16 protein-coding genes are annotated in these 16,693 nt (G+C 60.2%); 7 read left to right on the top strand and 9 right to left on the bottom strand.

The window, feature by feature from the left end; genetic code table 11:
• Window position 1 precedes the first annotated feature (1 nt).
• From nirJ to CLV87_RS02595, 5 genes are read right to left on the bottom strand one after another with little or no spacing between them, the layout of a single operon-like run.
• Window positions 2–1,225, bottom strand: coding sequence for a heme d1 biosynthesis radical SAM protein NirJ (gene nirJ / locus CLV87_RS02575; RefSeq protein ID WP_099243623.1), 1,224 nt, complete (start codon window positions 1,223–1,225; stop codon window positions 2–4).
• Complete coding sequence (ahbB, locus tag CLV87_RS02580) at window positions 1,225–1,713, bottom strand: siroheme decarboxylase subunit beta (protein ID WP_099243621.1); 489 nt, start codon at window positions 1,711–1,713, stop codon at window positions 1,225–1,227. Before ahbB (CLV87_RS02580) ends, nirJ begins: the two co-directional genes overlap by 1 nt.
• Complete coding sequence (locus tag CLV87_RS02585; RefSeq protein ID WP_099243619.1) at window positions 1,710–2,183, bottom strand: Lrp/AsnC family transcriptional regulator; 474 nt, start codon at window positions 2,181–2,183, stop codon at window positions 1,710–1,712. The genes ahbB (CLV87_RS02580) and CLV87_RS02585 overlap by 4 nt, the downstream gene beginning before the upstream one ends.
• The gene (gene ahbB, locus CLV87_RS02590) at window positions 2,183–3,175 is read right to left on the bottom strand and encodes a siroheme decarboxylase subunit beta (RefSeq protein ID WP_099243617.1); all 993 of its coding nucleotides are present in this window, start codon (window positions 3,173–3,175) and stop codon (window positions 2,183–2,185) included. The genes CLV87_RS02585 and ahbB (CLV87_RS02590) overlap by 1 nt, the downstream gene beginning before the upstream one ends.
• Window positions 3,172–3,465 (bottom strand): hypothetical protein, encoded by a 294-nt coding sequence (locus CLV87_RS02595; RefSeq protein ID WP_133840669.1) that lies wholly within the window; start codon window positions 3,463–3,465, stop codon window positions 3,172–3,174. The genes ahbB (CLV87_RS02590) and CLV87_RS02595 overlap by 4 nt, the downstream gene beginning before the upstream one ends.
• A gap of 181 nt (window positions 3,466–3,646) precedes the next feature.
• Here CLV87_RS02595 and CLV87_RS02600 point away from each other — a divergent pair, with 181 nt between their 5' ends.
• The 3 genes from CLV87_RS02600 to CLV87_RS02610 all read left to right on the top strand — a co-directional run bounded on the left by CLV87_RS02600 (window position 3,647) and on the right by CLV87_RS02610 (window position 6,489).
• Window positions 3,647–4,834, top strand: a complete 1,188-nt coding sequence (locus CLV87_RS02600; RefSeq protein ID WP_099243615.1) for an NnrS family protein — start codon at window positions 3,647–3,649, stop codon at window positions 4,832–4,834.
• A gap of 120 nt (window positions 4,835–4,954) precedes the next feature.
• Window positions 4,955–5,455 (top strand): hypothetical protein, encoded by a 501-nt coding sequence (locus tag CLV87_RS02605; protein ID WP_099243613.1) that lies wholly within the window; start codon window positions 4,955–4,957, stop codon window positions 5,453–5,455.
• Between the two features lie 68 nt (window positions 5,456–5,523).
• On the top strand, window positions 5,524–6,489 hold the full coding sequence (locus CLV87_RS02610; RefSeq protein ID WP_099243611.1) for a TolB family protein: 966 nt from the start codon (window positions 5,524–5,526) through the stop codon (window positions 6,487–6,489).
• 21 nt (window positions 6,490–6,510) lie between these two features.
• Here CLV87_RS02610 and CLV87_RS02615 read toward each other — a convergent pair whose 3' ends face one another.
• From CLV87_RS02615 to CLV87_RS02630, 4 genes are all read right to left on the bottom strand, one after another.
• Complete coding sequence (locus tag CLV87_RS02615; protein WP_099243609.1) at window positions 6,511–7,929, bottom strand: RtcB family protein; 1,419 nt, start codon at window positions 7,927–7,929, stop codon at window positions 6,511–6,513.
• A 212-nt stretch (window positions 7,930–8,141) separates the two neighbouring features.
• A complete protein-coding gene (locus CLV87_RS02620; RefSeq protein ID WP_133840670.1) occupies window positions 8,142–8,579 on the bottom strand; it encodes a hypothetical protein in 438 nt (145 codons plus the stop codon).
• 191 nt (window positions 8,580–8,770) lie between these two features.
• The gene (locus CLV87_RS02625) at window positions 8,771–9,307 is read right to left on the bottom strand and encodes an RNA 2'-phosphotransferase (RefSeq protein ID WP_208293321.1); all 537 of its coding nucleotides are present in this window, start codon (window positions 9,305–9,307) and stop codon (window positions 8,771–8,773) included.
• Between the two features lie 841 nt (window positions 9,308–10,148).
• A complete protein-coding gene (locus CLV87_RS02630; protein WP_099243603.1) occupies window positions 10,149–11,705 on the bottom strand; it encodes a vWA domain-containing protein in 1,557 nt (518 codons plus the stop codon).
• Window positions 11,706–11,879: 174 nt separating this feature from the next.
• Here CLV87_RS02630 and rtcR point away from each other — a divergent pair, with 174 nt between their 5' ends.
• The 4 genes from rtcR to CLV87_RS02650 all read left to right on the top strand — a co-directional run bounded on the left by rtcR (window position 11,880) and on the right by CLV87_RS02650 (window position 16,686).
• The gene (rtcR, locus tag CLV87_RS02635) at window positions 11,880–13,451 is read left to right on the top strand and encodes an RNA repair transcriptional activator RtcR (protein WP_099243601.1); all 1,572 of its coding nucleotides are present in this window, start codon (window positions 11,880–11,882) and stop codon (window positions 13,449–13,451) included.
• A 582-nt stretch (window positions 13,452–14,033) separates the two neighbouring features.
• Window positions 14,034–14,483: a c-type cytochrome gene (locus CLV87_RS02640; protein WP_099243597.1), complete on the top strand. Its 450-nt coding sequence runs from the start codon at window positions 14,034–14,036 to the stop codon at window positions 14,481–14,483.
• Window positions 14,484–14,495: 12 nt separating this feature from the next.
• On the top strand, window positions 14,496–15,863 hold the full coding sequence (locus CLV87_RS02645; RefSeq protein WP_099243595.1) for a cbb3-type cytochrome c oxidase subunit I: 1,368 nt from the start codon (window positions 14,496–14,498) through the stop codon (window positions 15,861–15,863).
• 16 nt (window positions 15,864–15,879) lie between these two features.
• The gene (locus CLV87_RS02650) at window positions 15,880–16,686 is read left to right on the top strand and encodes a CbbQ/NirQ/NorQ/GpvN family protein (RefSeq protein WP_099243593.1); all 807 of its coding nucleotides are present in this window, start codon (window positions 15,880–15,882) and stop codon (window positions 16,684–16,686) included.
• Window positions 16,687–16,693: the final 7 nt, after the last annotated feature.

A 16,693-nucleotide genomic window follows, 5' to 3' on the forward strand; every position in this document is an offset into this window, starting at 1 on the left:
ATCACAGAAACTGGTGTTTGGGATCGTGACGTTTGCCCCGAAACGGGGTGACTACCACGCCATCACCAATGCCATCGGCAATCCCAACCTCTTGATTGCTCATGTAACAGGCCGGATCTTCGGCCCAGGGATCACCTGTCACCTGCAAGGCCCGAATGCGGGTATTGCCACCGCAAACCTCCTTAAAGGCGCAGGCCCCGCAGCGCCCTTTCAGGGGGCGCGGGCGTTGGCGCAGGGTGGCGAGCATCGCGTCATCGCCGGTCCAAAGCTTGGTAAAGGGGGCGGTTTTCACATTGCCGATGGTGTAATCGGACCAATAGGTGTCGGGATGCACCCGGCCCAGCGGGTCGATATTGGCCACGCCAAGCCCCGAACTATTCCCACCCCAGGCCTCAAGATGGGCGCGCACATGTTCGGCCTGCTCGGCGCTGAAGTTCTGTTGCACCCATTGCAGGAAATAGACCGCATCCGCATCGTTATTCCCAGTCACCAGCTCCAGCGGCTTGCCATTCTGGATCGCCTCCCAACCGCGCTGGATCAGCACATCCATCGCGTGGCGGGTGCGTTTGTGTTCGGTGTCATCACCGCGATGCTTGTCGCCGCGCCCGGCATAGACCAGATGGGAAAGGTAAAACTTATCGACCCCTTCGCTGTCACAGAGATCCAGCATATCCTCCAGCATATGGGCGTTTTCCTCGGTGATGGTGAACCGCAGCCCCACCTTGATGCCCCGCGCCTTGCAGGCCCGAATGCCCGCCAGAGCCTCGGCATAAGCCCCCTCTTGGCCGCGGAACCAATCGTTGAAATCCTGCACCCCGTCGATACTGATCCCCACATAGTCAAAGTTCAGATCGGCCACGCGCTCAGCGGTATCGCCAACCAATTTGGTGCCATTGGTCGACAAGGCCAGATAACGGAAATCGAGATCACGGGCATGGCGGGCCAGATCAAAGAAATCAAAGCGCGACAGCGGCTCGCCCCCCGACAGGATCAGCGCCGGGATCTTGAACCCGTTCAGATCATCCAGAACCCCCATCGCCTGGTCATGGCTCAGCTCACCGGGAAACTGCACATCCGCCGAGGTCGTATAGCAATGGCGGCATTTCAGATTGCAGCGCCGGGTCAGGTTCCAGATCACCACCGGCTTGACGCCTCCGGACCCACGCCGCACGCGCACCGGGGTCGGGGTTTTCAGCTGTTGCATATATTGGCTTAGACGAAACATCAGGTGCTTCCTTTGCTCAGGCGCATGCCGGTCTTTTTCAGGATGCGCGTCGAATAGAGAATGTCGCAGCTGCGAAGTGCTTGACCAAGCAGGGTTTTCACCTCCTCTCGATGGGCTTCGACCTCGGCGCGGGTCGCGCCATGCAGCATGGCGAACAGGTTATAGGGCCAGTCCGGCAGCGCGCGCGGGCGCAGGTAGCAATGGCTGACAAAATCCAGCGCCCCGATCTGCGCGCCCAATTCTTCCGAGCGCGCGTCCTCCACATCCCAGACCGACATGCCATTGGCCACCATGCCCAACGCATAATGGTTGGGGGCCACTGCGATGCGGCGGATCACGCCGCTATCAATCATGGCGCTAATGCGGGCGACGACCTCGGCCTCTTCCAACCCCAGCCAGCCCGCTACTTCGGCATAGGGCTGCGCGGTCAGTGGCAGCCCACCCTGGGTGGCGGTCAGGATCTTGCGGTCAGTTGCGTCGATGCTCATGCGGACACCTTGAAGCCGATAAAGAACTCTTTCAGTTTCGGGAACCGTTTGACCGCGATACCGGTCTCTGCCTCGATCTGATCCGCCGCCTGATCAATGCCTTCGGGCTGATCACAGGCCAGCACGAACCACATATTCAGGTGGTGAACGCGCTCATAATTATGCGCGACCTCTTTATGGGCATTGACCAAAGTCATGACATCTTCGAATCTGTCCTGAGGCACCGCCATGGCACAAAGGCAAAAGGCCCCGCCCATCGCCGCCGCATCGATAAAGGGGCCAAAGCGGGTGATTGCGCCGATCTCGCGCAGATGCCCCAACCGTTTCAGCACGTCCTCCTCGGAACAGCCTAGTTGTGCGCCAACCTCGGCATAGGGCCGGTTGGACAGGGGAAACCCCTCTTGCAACAGATTGATCAAGGCCCGGTCGGTGGCGTCCAACGCCCCCTCTGGCAAAGGTTGACGGCGCATCACGCGGCCCTTTCCTGACGGGATTGCAACATCGCCCCGGTCTGTTTGAAACAGCGAACGGAAAACAGCGGCTCGCGCGTGATCCCGGCAAGCTCCGGCATCTCACTGGCGCTGGCCAAGATCTCCAGCGCTTCGCTCCGGCTGCGGGCATGGATCATGGAATACAGGCTATAGTCCCAAACCCCCGGCACCGTGGCGCGCTCGTAACACAGGGTGACACCGGGATGATTGGCCAGGGCCTCACCGGCGGCGATCATACGGTCCTGCGGGACTTTCCAAACCACCATGGCGTTAGACGACCACCCGACCGAGCGATGCCGCACAATCACCCCGATCCGCGTCAGTATCCCCGCCGCCAGCAGCGCCTGGACCCGTGCAATCACATCATCCTCTTGCCACCCCAACTGATCCGCCAAAGCCGCAAAAGGCCGCGAGACCAGCGCCAAACCCTGCGACATGGCATGCAAAAGCGGCCGATCACTTTCACGCAAAACCGTCAGGTCCGGCTCGCCCCGGCGCGGTGTCGTGCGACGATCCCCGGTCAGGCGAAAGCCCAGATCGATGTTGAACGGGCGGCGCAGGCGCAAGTCCAACACCTCCAGCCCGGTATCGCTCTGGATTCCGTTCAGACAGGTTTCAAGCCGGGCCACATCCGGCGCGGTGGCGACAAACCACAGGTTCCAGTCATTCTCGCGCTGGTAGGAATGGTTCACTCCCAATTCGCGCCCCACCCGCGCGGCGACCTCAACCATGCGCTCCTCGGGCACCGCCATCGCCGCCAGGGTCGAGGCACCGGCAGTGTTGGGCCGCACCGTGCCCCCCACCCGCGCAATCCGCCCCGCCGCCTGCAAGGCCCGCAATCGCTCCAGGACCTCATCCTCGCTCAGCCCCACCTGCCGCGCCAGTTCAACAAAAGGCCGCGCGACCAGGGGAAAATCGCGCTGAAAATCATCAAGCAGGCTGCGGTCAATCGGATCAATCCGTGAAATCATCTTGGAAACTCCCGTGGGAAGGCATTGCGCCGACCTGCAGCTGACCCGGAAAAGATCAACGCGGCTGGCATGTTTTTGGGGAAATAAAAGGCCGGATGCAGGGCGATAGCCCGCTCCCGGTGGCATGCGGCTGATACCGCCATGGCTGGCAGGGACGATACCAGGCCATGGCGGATCAGCTTGGGCGCAGGTGTTGCGACACCTATCGCGCCCGAATGTCTGGCCAGCACGCCTCCCCAACCACAGATTCCCCGTGTCATTTCAACGAGAAAGGGGGTGATAGGGATCATGGCGCGCACTCTTGCTTGGCTTCATCTGCTGGCTTTGCTCAGAGACTCGTCGCCTCCGTTACCGCCCAAATTGTCGCTTCGCGCCTGTCGCCTCCTTGACTTTGGTCAAAGCAAATCTGCGCGCCAAAGCGGAACCTGATCGCAGGCGATACGCGCCCGCAAAAGCAACCGGAGTCCCGTCATGAGTTTCACCCCTTGCAAGCGCCTGCTTTCAGCCGGTTATCGGGTTTTCTTTCTGCTTGCAGGCCTGTTTGGCCTGCTCTCCATCGCGATCTGGACGCTTTGGCAGGCCATCTATGGCGCGTTTGATCTGCCTGTCGCCCTGCCGCAGATGTGGCACGCGCATGAGATGGTCTTTGGCTATGGGTCCGCTGCGGTGGCTGGCTTCCTGCTCACCGCCGCCCCCAATTGGACCAAATCCGGACCCGAGCCATTGTCCTTTTTCGCCGCCACATCAGGGCTTTGGCTGCTCGGGCGATTGGCCATGTGGCTGTCAGGCGACCTGCCCGCGCTGCTGGTTGCGTTTGTCGATCTGGCCTTTTTGCCGGTCCTGGCCGGGCGCATTCTGCAAACCCTGCTGAAACGCCCCAAACCCCAGCAACTGATCCTTCTGGCGGCGATCCTGGTCCTGTGGCTGGGAAATTTGCTGACCCATGTGGAATGGGTCGGCCTCAGCGCTGACACCGCTGACCAAGGGCTGCGCGGCGGGCTTTTGGCGCTATGTGCGCTGATCATGATCCTCGGCGGGCGTGTCACTCCGGCCTTTACCCGCAATGCCATGCTGCGCGAAGGGCGCGAAGAAAACCTCCCGAGCAACCCCGCCCCGCTGGCCGCCATGGCCATCGCCCCGGCCCTGCTGGCCGCGCTGGCCACCCTCGCGGGTCTGCCGCTGCAAATGGCCGGAGCTGCAGCGCTTTTGGCCGGGCTATCCGGCCTGATCCGCGTTGCGCTCTGGCGCGGGGCTTGGACCCGCAACCAGCCCATCCTCTGGGTCTTGCACCTGTCCTATGCGCTCAACGCTCTGGGCTTTGTGCTCTACGGTCTCGCCGCCATTGATCTGGTCTCAGAGATCGCGGCCCTGCATATGCTGGGGATCGGCGGGGTTGGCGGCATGACACTGGCGGTGATGTCGCGCGCCGCACTTGGCCATTCCGGGCGCGCCCTGATCGCCCCGCGCCCCGTGGCCCTGGCCTATGCGCTGCTCCCCCTCGCCGCCCTCTCGCGGCTGGCCGCAAACCTCTCACCCGACCTCTACATGCCCGGCATCATCGCCTCCGGCCTGCTCTGGACCCTGGCCTTTGCGCTCTATTCCTACGCGCTCTGGCCGGTCTTCTGGGGCGAAAAACAACAAAAACCTGCCCCGGCCTGACGAGGCCGCCGATCCCACGGCCCCACCTCCGATTTTGCGTTTTGACCAGTTTTGCGCTATTCTAGCGCATATTGAACCCAGTCATTTTCAACGCAAAATCATTCCGGAGGAGGATTTGTCATGACAGAGGTATTTGATGGACAGGTGACCATCCGAAACGCCGGCGGCACGGAAGAGCGCATCATTCTTTCAGGCGAAGGCTCTGAAGTCTCGATCAAGGGCGGGGCGCAGGTGGCCCGACTGCGTTTGAAAGACCGGACCGGGGCCGACAGCATGGTGATTGATGGCGAAAATTCCAGCATCAACGGTTTTAATGGCGGGCGGATTTCCTTGCGCGACGCCGATAACCAGCCGCGACTGATTTTTGACGGGGCCAATGGCAATCTCAATGTGCAGGGACCGGCAGGGTGTCAGGTTGTCACCAAGCGAGACATCGACGATGCGAGCTTTGCCATCGGCACCAATTTTGGCCTCAGGATCACCAATCCAAACGGCTCGCCTCGGGTCAATATCAGTCAAAACGGCCAGGTAGAAATCTTTGACAGCGCAGGTAATCTGACCTTCAAGGTTAATCCCGAAACCGGTGATGTCTCTATCAAGGGCCAGATCATCCAGCTCTGAGATTTGCGCGGCCCGTTGACTAGGAACAAAACCCTAGGAACGGGCCACCTCTGCATAAGGATTCCAACATGCGCCGCCACAGCCTTAGCACCGCTCTGCTGCTCTTCGCCTTCGCACCACCCGCCCTTGCCGCCGACTGTTTTGATCGCAGCCTGGCGGTGGCCCGCTATCACTATGTCAATCCCGGCAATATCGCCGACAATTGGCAAGAGATTTACCAGCTCACGCTCAGCGGTGGCACAGTCACAAAATCCACCCGCCTGACCAAAGGGGCAATTTCATCGCCGCGCTATGACAGCTCTGCCCCGGTCTATTCCCCGGATGGTGCGCATATCGCCTATGTGGAATCTGATGCGGGCGGGGCCAATGCGCGGCTCAAACTGATGGAGGCCATGGATGCGGACCAAGACCTGCAGGGCGATAACCCGGTTGTGCTGGATGACACAGATGTCGACATCACCTTGGTCGCCTGGGGGCCGGGCGATCGTCTGGCCTATGGGAAATTTGACGGCAATGGCGACACCCAGATCGCCTCCGCCATCCTAAGCGCCGGCGGGCTTGGCACAATCACCCTGCATACGAGCGATGCCGATTACCCCGACAGCTTTGCCTTCGTGGCAGCAGATATGCTGGTCTATGACGCTGACGGGCAGTCGCTCAAACATATCGACCTGACCAATAACACGATCACCTTGCTCAGCGGCCCCACGCCGCGTGATCGCACTCCGACAGCCAGCCCAAACAGCGCCGAGATCTTTCATACCCGTATTGTCGGATCGACGCTGGACCTGTGGAAAGCCACATTGGCCTCAGGCCCCAGCCTCACCGCGCAGCAATCAGTGCTGGCCACCTCCGGCATGAACGAAGCCAGCGTCGCTCTCAGCCCCGACGGGCTCTGCCTGGCCTATCTCGCTGGTGATCTCAGCATCACCTATGGCCCAAATTCCGACCTGTGGATCCAGGATCTCGAAACCGGGGCCATCCAACAAATCACCGCCTCCCGCGATCTCGCTGCGGTGGCTTGGAAACCATAGCCCCAAAACGGCAGACGCCGGTCACGCAGACCGGCGTCCTTTCTTGCGGTTCTTCCAAAACGGCGGGATATCCCCGGCCATGATGCAGCCATAAGGGTCGATGTAATCGACGATCTCGGCCAGATCATGCGACTTGATCTGATCGACCACACCCTCGGCCCGCTTATAGCTCGATGGCAGCTCCGAGGCATCCACCGCCCCGGCATAAAACCGCACATCCAGCCCCTCGGTCTCCGCCTCCAACAGCTGGTCCGGCGTCATCTGCCCCATCCGGCGCTTATGCTCGGAGCGCGAGAAGTTCCGCCCCGCGCCATGTGGGCTAAAGCCCAGCGCGTGATCGGCATCCTTGCCCTTCACCACCAGAACCGGCTCGGACATATTGAGCGGGATCAGGGTCAAGCCATTGGCGTCATTCGCATAATCCCCCCAGGCCGGAGTCGCCCCCTTACCATGCAGGTAAATGTCTCCGCGTTTGAAGACAAAATTATGCTCGTTCCAATACCGCTCACCGGAGTAGGCTTTGGCCGCCTCCACCGTCGCCTGATGGATGGCATTATGGTTGGCCTTGGTCCATTTCCGGATCAGCTGTAGCGCCGCCCAATAATCCTGCCCTTCCTGCGTGTCCGCCGGAATCCAGGCATTCTGTTTGGCGGTTTTCGGCGACAGCGTCTTGCGGAACTTCTCCGCCACCGCCATGCCGTTCTTGTACAGCACCGCCCCCGGCCCGCGCGAGCCGTGATGCGTCACCATCGCCGTGCGCCCTGTCGCGCGTGACCGCCCGACAAAGAGGAAATGATTGCCGTCCCCTTGCGTGCCCATATGCTCCTGCGCCATGCGCAAGCTCTTGGGATTGTTCAGAAACGGGTTTTCCCGGAACGCGTCAAGCAGGCTCAGAGACACGGTAAACCGCTTGCCCTGAGGCCGCCCGCCCGGACCAAAATGCGTCACCGATTGCGCCGCATCCAGCACGGTTTTCGGGTCGGCATCGCCGAGGTCCGTGATCATCACCGAACAGCAGATATCAGCGGAATGCATGCCCGGATGAATGGCGTTCCTGGCCGCGGCCACGCCCCCAACCGGGATCGTGCCCACCGGCCCCGCTGGGCAGGCATCCGGCATGATCGCCCCGCCCACAAGGGTCGGCGTGCGCATCAGCGCCCGCATGGTTTCGCGCACTTTGACAAGGTTGTCTTCCTCATCCGGCCCGCTGACCTCGATATTCTCGTGAAACGCCACCGCGCCCGGCGCGTGCAAATCCAAGGTCTCCGGCTCGGGCACCAGATCGCCCTCAAGCTCCCGACGGATTTTCACCAAACCAAACCCCTCGGCCCGCAGCCCATTGGCCTTTTCCAACAGCTGCGGAAACTGCTTGCCCGGCCGATGCCCCCATTCTTTGAGGTGGTCCCCGGTGACCGGGTCAAATTTCGTTTCATGTGTCATCTCAATCTCCTCGCAACCTCATAGGTCGCCTTACTCGTTCAACACGGTCACCTGACCGCTCCATTTTCGTTCTGCAAAATCCATGCGCTCACGCACGGCCAAGGATTTATCCCCACGCAATCGCTCCGTGGCCTAATTCGCTGATCGGTGACCACTGGTTTGGCTCCAGAGTAGCGTGCTATGAAAGCAATCAATCAACGCAAACCACTGTCTCATTGTTCTTTCCAATAGGTATGCCGCGCTATGGGCACGAACACATGCCACTGATAGCTATCTGCGTATTCCGTTCCGACCAAAGCTCCGCATTTGCACAGCTTGTTGGGGCCATTATTACCGTCGACCCCATCACGCCCCACATGATAAGATACCTCTGAAATCCAGTGCAGAACCGATGTCAGATCACTTGGGTTGATCCAGACAGTATCCTCGGCATCAATGGAATTGGGCTGCCAGCTCGCCGGAAACTCTGTGCAAAATTCAGCGTCCACACATAGCTTGCCGCCCTTCGGGACCGGCGCAACTTCGGCGACACGGTTTTCACCAGGTTCTACGAAATTGCACCGCGAAACACCCTCCGGCGAGAGCGGGATCACATCCAACCGTCTGGTCAATTGTGCGTCACAGTTCTTGCAATACAAAGCGCTCGACATGGTCTTTTCTTTCGTCTGATACCTTTCAAAGCGCGGGGACAAGGGTGCGCAGGATGAATTTTCCGCCACCGGAGTTTTGCGCTCCGGGCCGGGTTTGAACCGGCAAGGGCCTCGGGTCAGCTAAACCAAATGGCCCATCCCCATGGGGGATGCGTCTACCTGTAATCCTGCGGGCATTCCCCGCTGAAATTTCAATTTGGCCAACCAGAAAGATACTCTGGCGGCACATGATCGGTGAGCCAGACACCGTTATCCGCCTGATAAAAGGCGAACCCGTCTGCCTGCATCCGCGCAGCATCGACATGCAACACATGCGGCTTGCCGTGTCGCGTGCCAACCTGCCTTGCGGTGGCTTCATCCGCCGACAGATGAACCTGTCTCCGGCTCATCGGCTTTAACCCCTCTGCGCGTAGGATGCTCAGCTTGTTCAACGCCGTACCATGGTACAACTGGTCAGGCGGTTCCACCGGTTCCAGCCCAAGGCAGACATCAACCGAATGCCCCTGCGCTGCTCGGATACGTTGCCCATCTTGCGACAGCGAAAACCGCGACTTCTGGTCGTTTCGGACAATCGCCTTGAGCTCCTCAAGAGATAGGGCCGTCCCATGCGCCTCCGCTTTTTGCAAAAGAGCTGGGACATCGGCCCATCCCTGCGCATCAAGGGTCAACCCAATTGCATCGGGTTTATGGCGCAGCACGTAGCTGATAAATTTGCTTTTCTGTGTCATCATCTTGGTCACGCTTGGCGGCGGTAGTTTCAATTTTCTAGTGTCAGGACCCGACATCGGACCCGCTCCTTTGTTCCACGGGCATCGCCCGCTATTCCTTCAACACGTTTAAAATTAGGCCTCGGCGACAAAGCGGTCACGCTTGGCGCGACCAAAGAAACAACTCGGGGGCCTGCCCCGTCTCTGAATGGGCAGAGACGTTTGCCATATGGGCATCCGCGAAAGAGGGGAGTCGAACCCGCTCGGCACACCCGAAGGTTTGATGCGATGTAGTTCCTTCGGCATTCGCCGAGGCTTTTGAAAAATGGATCTGGCGACAAATCAGCCGTTGCGACCTAAGGGTGAAACGATCCTGCTCTACCTGACTGAGCTACGCGCCATCACTTGCCTGATTGGCTGGCGCGGCGGGATTCGAACCCGCGACACGTGTAGTTCCACCGGCATTCGCCAGAATGTCAGTATTTTCGGTCCTGACGACAAGGTGTGGGTGAACCAATCCGCGCTCTCCAGCGTTTGGCGAAGTCCTTTCGGAGATGACTCCCTTGGCGCGTTGAAATCTCTGATTTCAGGCAGCGTCAAAGGAGCCCGTCTCTTCGCAAACGCTTTTCCACTGAGCTACGTTCCATTTTGGAACGGCGGGAGTCGAACCCGACTCTCGGGCGTCTTGGGCTGTAGGTCCACCTGCATTCGTCAGGCTATCTTCCTTTCTTTTCAATTCCTGTTCAGGCCGGGCGGACAAGGGATCTGCGAGACGTTACAGTTTGGAGATGTAGTCCCGCAGGCATTCCGCCCGGTTTTCTTTTCTGTCCCCCGGGGCGGTCACCCGCCCCGAGGTATGAGGTCAGACCTCGATTTTGGCGATCTGCTCGACCCAGTAATCCGGGCCGGTGGCGCCATTGGCAAAGCGCGCGATCTGGTCAAAGACCACATCCGAGAACCCGCCGATATTCAGCACGTCCTGGCGCGTCTTGGCCTGTGCGGTGCCGTATGGCGCGATGTCGATGCAGACCAGCTTGGCCTTTGGGTTGCGCCGTTTCAGCGCTTCCCATTCCTTCATCATCGCCGTCCCACGATGCCCATCCCGGGCATCCACCCAGGATTGGTTATCGGAGACAAACACCACCAGATCCGGTGCCTGGCGTTTCGCGTTCAGCAGCCGCAGCGGCGCGGAACAATCCGTTCCTCCACCGGCATAAGCCGCCAGGCGCTCGGCATTGGTCAGCACGCTATCGCGCGGCCGCAACCCGCCCTCATGCACCTTGGTGTCAAAGGCCAGCACCCGCGCCCCACGGTTCGCCCGCAGAAACGCCGCCGCCACCAGCCCCGCCACATCCACATGCCGCATCACCGAGCTCGCGCCCTTGCGATAACCGGTCACTGGCCAGGTCATCGAGCCGGACACATCCGGACAGATCACCACCTGACCCGCCACCTTCGGCACATTCTGCACCGCGATCTCCATCGCATCCTGCAGCGCCTCGGTGATCTCACCCGGCATCTCAGCCGCAACATTCTGCGCTGCCACCATCAGCTGACACGGAAAGGCCCGCGCCTTTCGGATCCGCTTTGGGTCGCGCAACAGCGCCGCCACATGTGCCCGCATCTCGGCATCCTCAAAGACGCCGTGACGCAGAAACGTATTCAGGTTCTGCCGCACCATCTGCCAAGACCCGGCCCGCGCAATTTGCGCCCAATGCTCGGTGCTCAGCTTCAGCTGCGTCAGCATCTGAAACGGCACATCCGGCACTTCACCGCGCCCCGTGGCCTGAAAGCCCAGCCAATCCTGCAGCGCCTGCGGCAACAGCCCAACCTCGCAGGGCTTCCCCAACACCCAGGCAAACAGCGCCTCGCGCTCCTTGCTCACAGGCTTTGGGTGCACCATACGCAGCACATCCGCCAGAGCCGGATCATTGCCGATATTGGCCATCAGCAGCGCCCGGTCCGAGGCCGTGTTCAGCCAGTTCTGCACCATCGCCTTTGGGGCCGAGCCCAGAGACTTGCGCCCGGTCTGGCCCGAGCGCATCACCTGCACAAAGACCCGCAGCATCTTGCCATTATCGACCACGCGACCAAACACCGCCCGAAACAGGGCCGGATCACGCCGCGCCAGCACCGCCAGCAACACCGCTGGCATGTCCTTCATGTAACCGGACTGACGGGCATAGATCGCCGCCTGTGCCAGAAACCGTGGCTCGACCTTCTCCGCCGCCGCGACAACCTTGGCCAGCTCCGCTTCGGCGGATTGGTAAAACATCTCACCAAAGCTGCCGGTCACAGCCAGCTGCGCCAGCTTATGCGCATCGCTCAGGCGGTAGGCCGGCGCCCCTGTCGCGTTCCTGGTGTCCGCCTGTGGCAGCAACCGGCCCTTCAGTGATGCAAACACGGATTTGTTTGCCATTGTTCCATTCCTTCTCTTTGGTGAGCTTGTTTTGCCATGGCCAACCCCCGGCCCAAAGAAAAACTAAAAATCCAAACAAACACCTGAAACAAAACACAAAAATCAGGATTTGAAAAAATCCACCCCATCACATACGATACAAACATATCGTAACTTATCCATTTGGATCACATCATGCGCAATGTCGTCCTCGGCTTCCTTGGCACCACGCTTGATATGGGGCGCAAACGCAAATGGCGGCCCAGCATCAGCCTGGTCATGCATGATGATTTCCACGTGGACCGGCTGGAACTGCTCTATGACGAGAATTTCCACCGCCTCGCCCATCAGGTGAAACAAGAGATCGAGGCGCTGTCACCCGATACCGAGGTTCTGCTGCAAACGCTCAACCTCTCCGACCCTTGGGATTTCCAAGAGGTCTATGGCAAGCTGTTCGATTTCGCCCGCAATTACGGCTTTGATGAGGATCGCGAGCAATATCACATCCACCTGACCACCGGCACCCATGTGGCGCAGATCTGCTGGTTCCTGCTCGCCGAAAGCCGCCACATCCCGGCGCGCCTGATCCAGACCGGCCCGCCGCGCAGCGATGATCCCCAGCCCAGCTATGGCATCATCGACCTTGATCTCAGCCGTTACAATCTGCTCCAGCACCGCTTTGACCAGCTCTCGCGCGAATACGGCGACCAGCTCAAAGGCGGGATCGACACGCGCAACCCCGCCTATAACGCCCTGATCGACCGGATCGAGTTGGTGGCGGGCAATTCCGACGAACCGATCCTGCTCTTGGGCGAAACCGGCACCGGCAAGACCGAGCTGGCCGAGCGCATCTACAATCTCAAACTCGACCGCCGCCGGGTCAAAGGGCGCATGGTGCATATCAATTGCGCCACGCTCAACAGCGCTAACGCCATGGCATCCTTGTTTGGCCAGCGCCGCAGCTATACCGGTCAGGCCGGCTCGGAACGCGGCGGGCTGCTGCGCGAGGCGGATGGCGGCGTGCTTTTCCTGGACGAGATTGACGAGCTTGACCTCAAAGGTCAGGCCATTCTGCTGCACGCCATTGAATCCGGGCGGTTCTACCCTTTGGGCTCCGATCACGAGGTCTCCAGCCGGTTTCAGGTCATCGCCGGGGCCAATCGTGACCTGCGCAGCCTCAGCGCCGATGGCTTGTTCCGCCCCGACCTGCTGGCCCGGCTCAGCATGTGGCGCTTTACCCTGCCGCCCTTGCGCGAGCGCCGCGAAGATATCGAGATCAACCTGGCCTACGAGCTGGCCCGCTCCGAAGGCAATCTTGGCAGTCAAACCGGGTTCAACGCCGATGCCCGCGCCGCCTATCTGCGTTTTGCCAGCGATCCGGCCACGCCCTGGCCGGGCAATTTCCGCGATTTTGGCGCGTCGATCCGGCGGCTCTGTACGCTGGCCCCGCGCGGGCGCATCACCCGCGCCATGGTGGACGAAGAAATCGCCACGCTGCAACGCCATTGGCATGGCTCCACCAAAGACAGCGATGCCCGCCTCGTCGCCTCGGTTCTGGGCGCGGCGGCGCAGGATCTTGACCCGTTCGATCTGGTGCAACTGGCCGAGGTGATCCGCTGCTGTCGCCAATCCGCCAGCCTTTCGGCGGCGGGCCGGGCGCTGTTTGCCGTGTCACGGGCCAAGCGGACCTCCACCAATGACGCCGATCGCTTGCGCAAATACCTCGCCCGGTTTGACCTCGACTGGGACCGCGTCTCGCCCTTGTGATCCACGCCTTTAACCTAAGTAAAGGCAATTTAACCCTTTTTCGCGTCGCGCCCCGCGCACCGGGCCTCTCTGCGCACCCAATCCCCCCAAAACTCCGCCAGAATCGGACAGATTGCCCCCAATCGCTCCCCCGGGGCCCCATGTCCACCCCGGGGCAATCCCCCCAAAACGCGGGCCAAAACGGACCAATTGCCCCGTTGCGCAAACCCCGCGCGATCCATTACCCCCACCGCCCGCCACCTTTACCCATTGCGCAAAAAACACCCCGCAACGCCCCCCCAAAAACACCCCGCCGCAGGCTTCTTTGGGCCAGAAGTATCCCGGGGTGAATTGGTCGCCCCGCGGCCAAGAGGGGCAGCGCCCCTCCCCCGCCCGCGGCACGCGACTGCGCCATTTATGGCGCAGAAACCGGCTTGATCACCCGACAACCAGGCCATCTCCGCGCCACAGCATCACGCAAATAACAAAACAAATTCAGACAGCTAACCAATCACCCGCCGCCGATTGACTATTGTTAAGGAGCGACTCGCCCCCCTGAGGGATTTTCTGACCACCAGAAAACTCAAGGGAAGGATAAGCGCGATGCGCGAAGTCATGACCAAGAGCATGGCCCGCAACATCTTCTATGGCGGGTCATTGTTCTTCATAATCATATTCCTGGCCCTTTCGGCCCATTCTCACCGCTATATCGTCACGACCTCAACCAACGAAGACACGCTCACCGAGAGCGTGAAACTCGGCAAACATGTCTGGGAAAAACACGCCTGCATCAACTGTCACACGCTGATGGGTGAAGGCGCATATTTCGCCCCGGAATTGGTTAACGTAATGGAGCGCTGGGGCGTGGAAACGCCGGAAGAAGCCCACGAAGCCCTCCGCAACTGGATGGAAGCCATGCCGACCGGCATCGAGGGGCGCCGCCAGATGCCTTTCTTTGACCTCAGCGACGAAGAATTCCGCGGCCTCGCGGACTTCCTGCTCTGGTCTCAGACCATCAACGCCCAAGACTGGCCGCCCAACGAAGCTGGCTAAGGAGAGAGGGACATGAAATATCAAACACAAAAAATCGCCTTTGCCTATTTCATCGTGGCCATGGCGCTGTTCGCAGTGCAGGTAACGGTGGGTCTGGTTCTGGGCTGGATCTATGTCGACGGAAACTTCCTCGCCGAGCTGATCCCCTTCAACATTGCCCGCATGCTGCACACCAATTCCCTGGTGGTCTGGCTGCTGCTGGGGTTCTTTGGCGCGGCCTATTTCCTTGTACCCGAGGAATCCGAGCGTGAAATCCACTCCGAAAAACTCGCCTATCTTCAGCTGCTTATCCTCGTGATCGGCACGGCAGGCGTCGTCGTCACCTATCTCTTTGACATCGCACAGGGCAACTTCCTGTTCGGCAAAGAGGGGCGCGAATTCATCGAGCAGCCCAAATGGGTCAAGGCCGGTATCGTCGTTGCGGCGCTGATCTTCCTCTACAACATCTCGATGACCGTGCTGAAAGGCAAAAAAACCGCGATCACCAATATCCTGCTCTTGGGCCTTTGGGGCATTGCCATCCTCTTCCTGTTCAGCTTTTACAACCCGGCCAACCTGGCGCTCGACAAAATGTACTGGTGGTACATCGTGCATCTCTGGGTCGAGGGCACCTGGGAGCTTGTGATGGCCTCCATCCTTGCCTTCCTGATGCTGAAACTGACCGGTGTGGACCGCGAAGTTGTTGAAAAGTGGCTTTATGTTCTGGCCGCTCTGGCCCTGTTCTCAGGCATCCTTGGCACCGGACACCACTATTTCTGGATCGGCACGCCGGGTTACTGGCAGTGGATCGGCTCCATCTTCAGCTCGCTCGAAGTTGTTCCCTTCTTTGGCATGATGGCCTTTGCCTTTGTCATGGTCTGGAAAGGCCGCCGTGACCACCCCAACAAGGCCGCTCTGCTGTGGTCCTTGGGCTGCGCAACACTGGCCTTCTTTGGCGCGGGTGTCTGGGGCTTTTTGCACACGCTGCATGGTGTGAACTTCTACACCCACGGCACGCAGATCACCGCCGCCCATGGTCACCTGGCTTTCTTTGGGGCCTATGTGGCGCTGAACCTGGCGATCATCTCCTATGCGATGCCGATCCTGCGGGGACGCGACCCGTATAATCAGGTGCTGAACATGGGGTCCTTCTGGCTGATGGCCGGTGGCATGACCTTCATGACCTTCACCCTGACCTTTGCGGGCACAGTGCAAACGCACCTGCAACGCGTCAATGGCGAAGGCTTCATGGATGTCCAAGACCAGCTCTGGATCTTTTATGTCATGCGCTTTGGCACCGGCATTGCCGTGGTGCTTGGGGCTGTTCTCTTCATCTATGCGGTTCTGCGCCCACGCAAGGAACTGATCGAAGCCGGTGTCTCTGGCACCCCAGCCGAGTAAAGGAGCCATGACTGTCATGGACGGAACTCAAATCACGGAGGGGGCGGCACATGCCCCCTTCTACCTCCCCACCGGCGATGAATGCGAAATGTTCGCCGCCGCCAGCCAGAACAATCTGCCGGTCCTGCTGAAAGGTCCGACAGGCTGCGGGAAAACCCGGTTTGTGGCCCATATGGCCGCCAAATTGAACCGCAAGCTTTACACCGTGGCCTGCCACGATGACCTGTCTGCCAGCGATCTGATCGGGCGCTACCTGCTCAAGGGCGGTGAAACCGTCTGGGTGGACGGCCCGCTGACCCGCGCCGTGCGCGAGGGGGCGATTTGCTACCTTGATGAGGTTGTTGAGGCCCGAAAAGATGTAACAGTCGTACTTCATCCGCTGACCGATGACCGGCGCATTCTGCCGTTGGATCGTACAGGCGAAGAGCTGGAGGCCGCACCGGGCTTTATGCTGGTGGCGTCCTATAACCCCGGCTACCAAAACATCCTGAAAACACTGAAACCTTCGACGCGGCAACGCTTTGTGTCGATGGAATTCGACTTCCCCAGCCCCGCGCATGAGATCCCCGTGGTCGCACGCGAATCCGGCCTGGACGAAGAGCGCGTCAAACCCCTTGTCCGTCTTGCCAATAAGCTGCGCGACCTCAAGGGGCAGGACCTTGAGGAGGGTGTCTCGACCCGGTTGGTGATCTATGCGGCAACGCTGATCAACCAAGGCATGCCGGTCGAGCGCGCCATTCTGGCCGCCATGATCGAACCGCTCAGCGATGACGCGGACGTGAAACGCGGGCTCCTCGATCTTGTCACTGCTATTTTCGGGTGAGGCCAGT

Origin of the sequence: Pelagimonas phthalicica (assembly GCF_004364805.1) — a bacterium.
Lineage (GTDB): Bacteria > Pseudomonadota > Alphaproteobacteria > Rhodobacterales > Rhodobacteraceae > Pelagimonas > Pelagimonas phthalicica.

Bases quoted from the DNA above. Each gene is read 5' to 3' on its own strand.
- CLV87_RS02625 (WP_208293321.1), bottom strand. From the start codon at position 9,307: ATGACACAGAAAAGCAAATTTATCAGCTACGTGCTGCGCCATAAACCC.
- CLV87_RS02650 (WP_099243593.1), top strand. From the start codon at position 15,880: ATGGACGGAACTCAAATCACGGAGGGGGCGGCACATGCCCCCTTCTAC.
- ahbB (WP_099243621.1), bottom strand. From the start codon at position 1,713: ATGAGCATCGACGCAACTGACCGCAAGATCCTGACCGCCACCCAGGGT.
- CLV87_RS02610 (WP_099243611.1), top strand. From the start codon at position 5,524: ATGCGCCGCCACAGCCTTAGCACCGCTCTGCTGCTCTTCGCCTTCGCA.
- nirJ (WP_099243623.1), bottom strand. From the start codon at position 1,225: ATGTTTCGTCTAAGCCAATATATGCAACAGCTGAAAACCCCGACCCCG.
- CLV87_RS02600 (WP_099243615.1), top strand. From the start codon at position 3,647: ATGAGTTTCACCCCTTGCAAGCGCCTGCTTTCAGCCGGTTATCGGGTT.
- CLV87_RS02620 (WP_133840670.1), bottom strand. From the start codon at position 8,579: ATGTCGAGCGCTTTGTATTGCAAGAACTGTGACGCACAATTGACCAGA.
- ahbB (WP_099243617.1), bottom strand. From the start codon at position 3,175: ATGATTTCACGGATTGATCCGATTGACCGCAGCCTGCTTGATGATTTT.
- CLV87_RS02615 (WP_099243609.1), bottom strand. From the start codon at position 7,929: ATGACACATGAAACGAAATTTGACCCGGTCACCGGGGACCACCTCAAA.
- CLV87_RS02595 (WP_133840669.1), bottom strand. From the start codon at position 3,465: ATGATCCCTATCACCCCCTTTCTCGTTGAAATGACACGGGGAATCTGT.
- CLV87_RS02605 (WP_099243613.1), top strand. From the start codon at position 4,955: ATGACAGAGGTATTTGATGGACAGGTGACCATCCGAAACGCCGGCGGC.
- CLV87_RS02645 (WP_099243595.1), top strand. From the start codon at position 14,496: ATGAAATATCAAACACAAAAAATCGCCTTTGCCTATTTCATCGTGGCC.
- CLV87_RS02630 (WP_099243603.1), bottom strand. From the start codon at position 11,705: ATGGCAAACAAATCCGTGTTTGCATCACTGAAGGGCCGGTTGCTGCCA.
- CLV87_RS02585 (WP_099243619.1), bottom strand. From the start codon at position 2,183: ATGCGCCGTCAACCTTTGCCAGAGGGGGCGTTGGACGCCACCGACCGG.
- CLV87_RS02640 (WP_099243597.1), top strand. From the start codon at position 14,034: ATGCGCGAAGTCATGACCAAGAGCATGGCCCGCAACATCTTCTATGGC.
- rtcR (WP_099243601.1), top strand. From the start codon at position 11,880: ATGCGCAATGTCGTCCTCGGCTTCCTTGGCACCACGCTTGATATGGGG.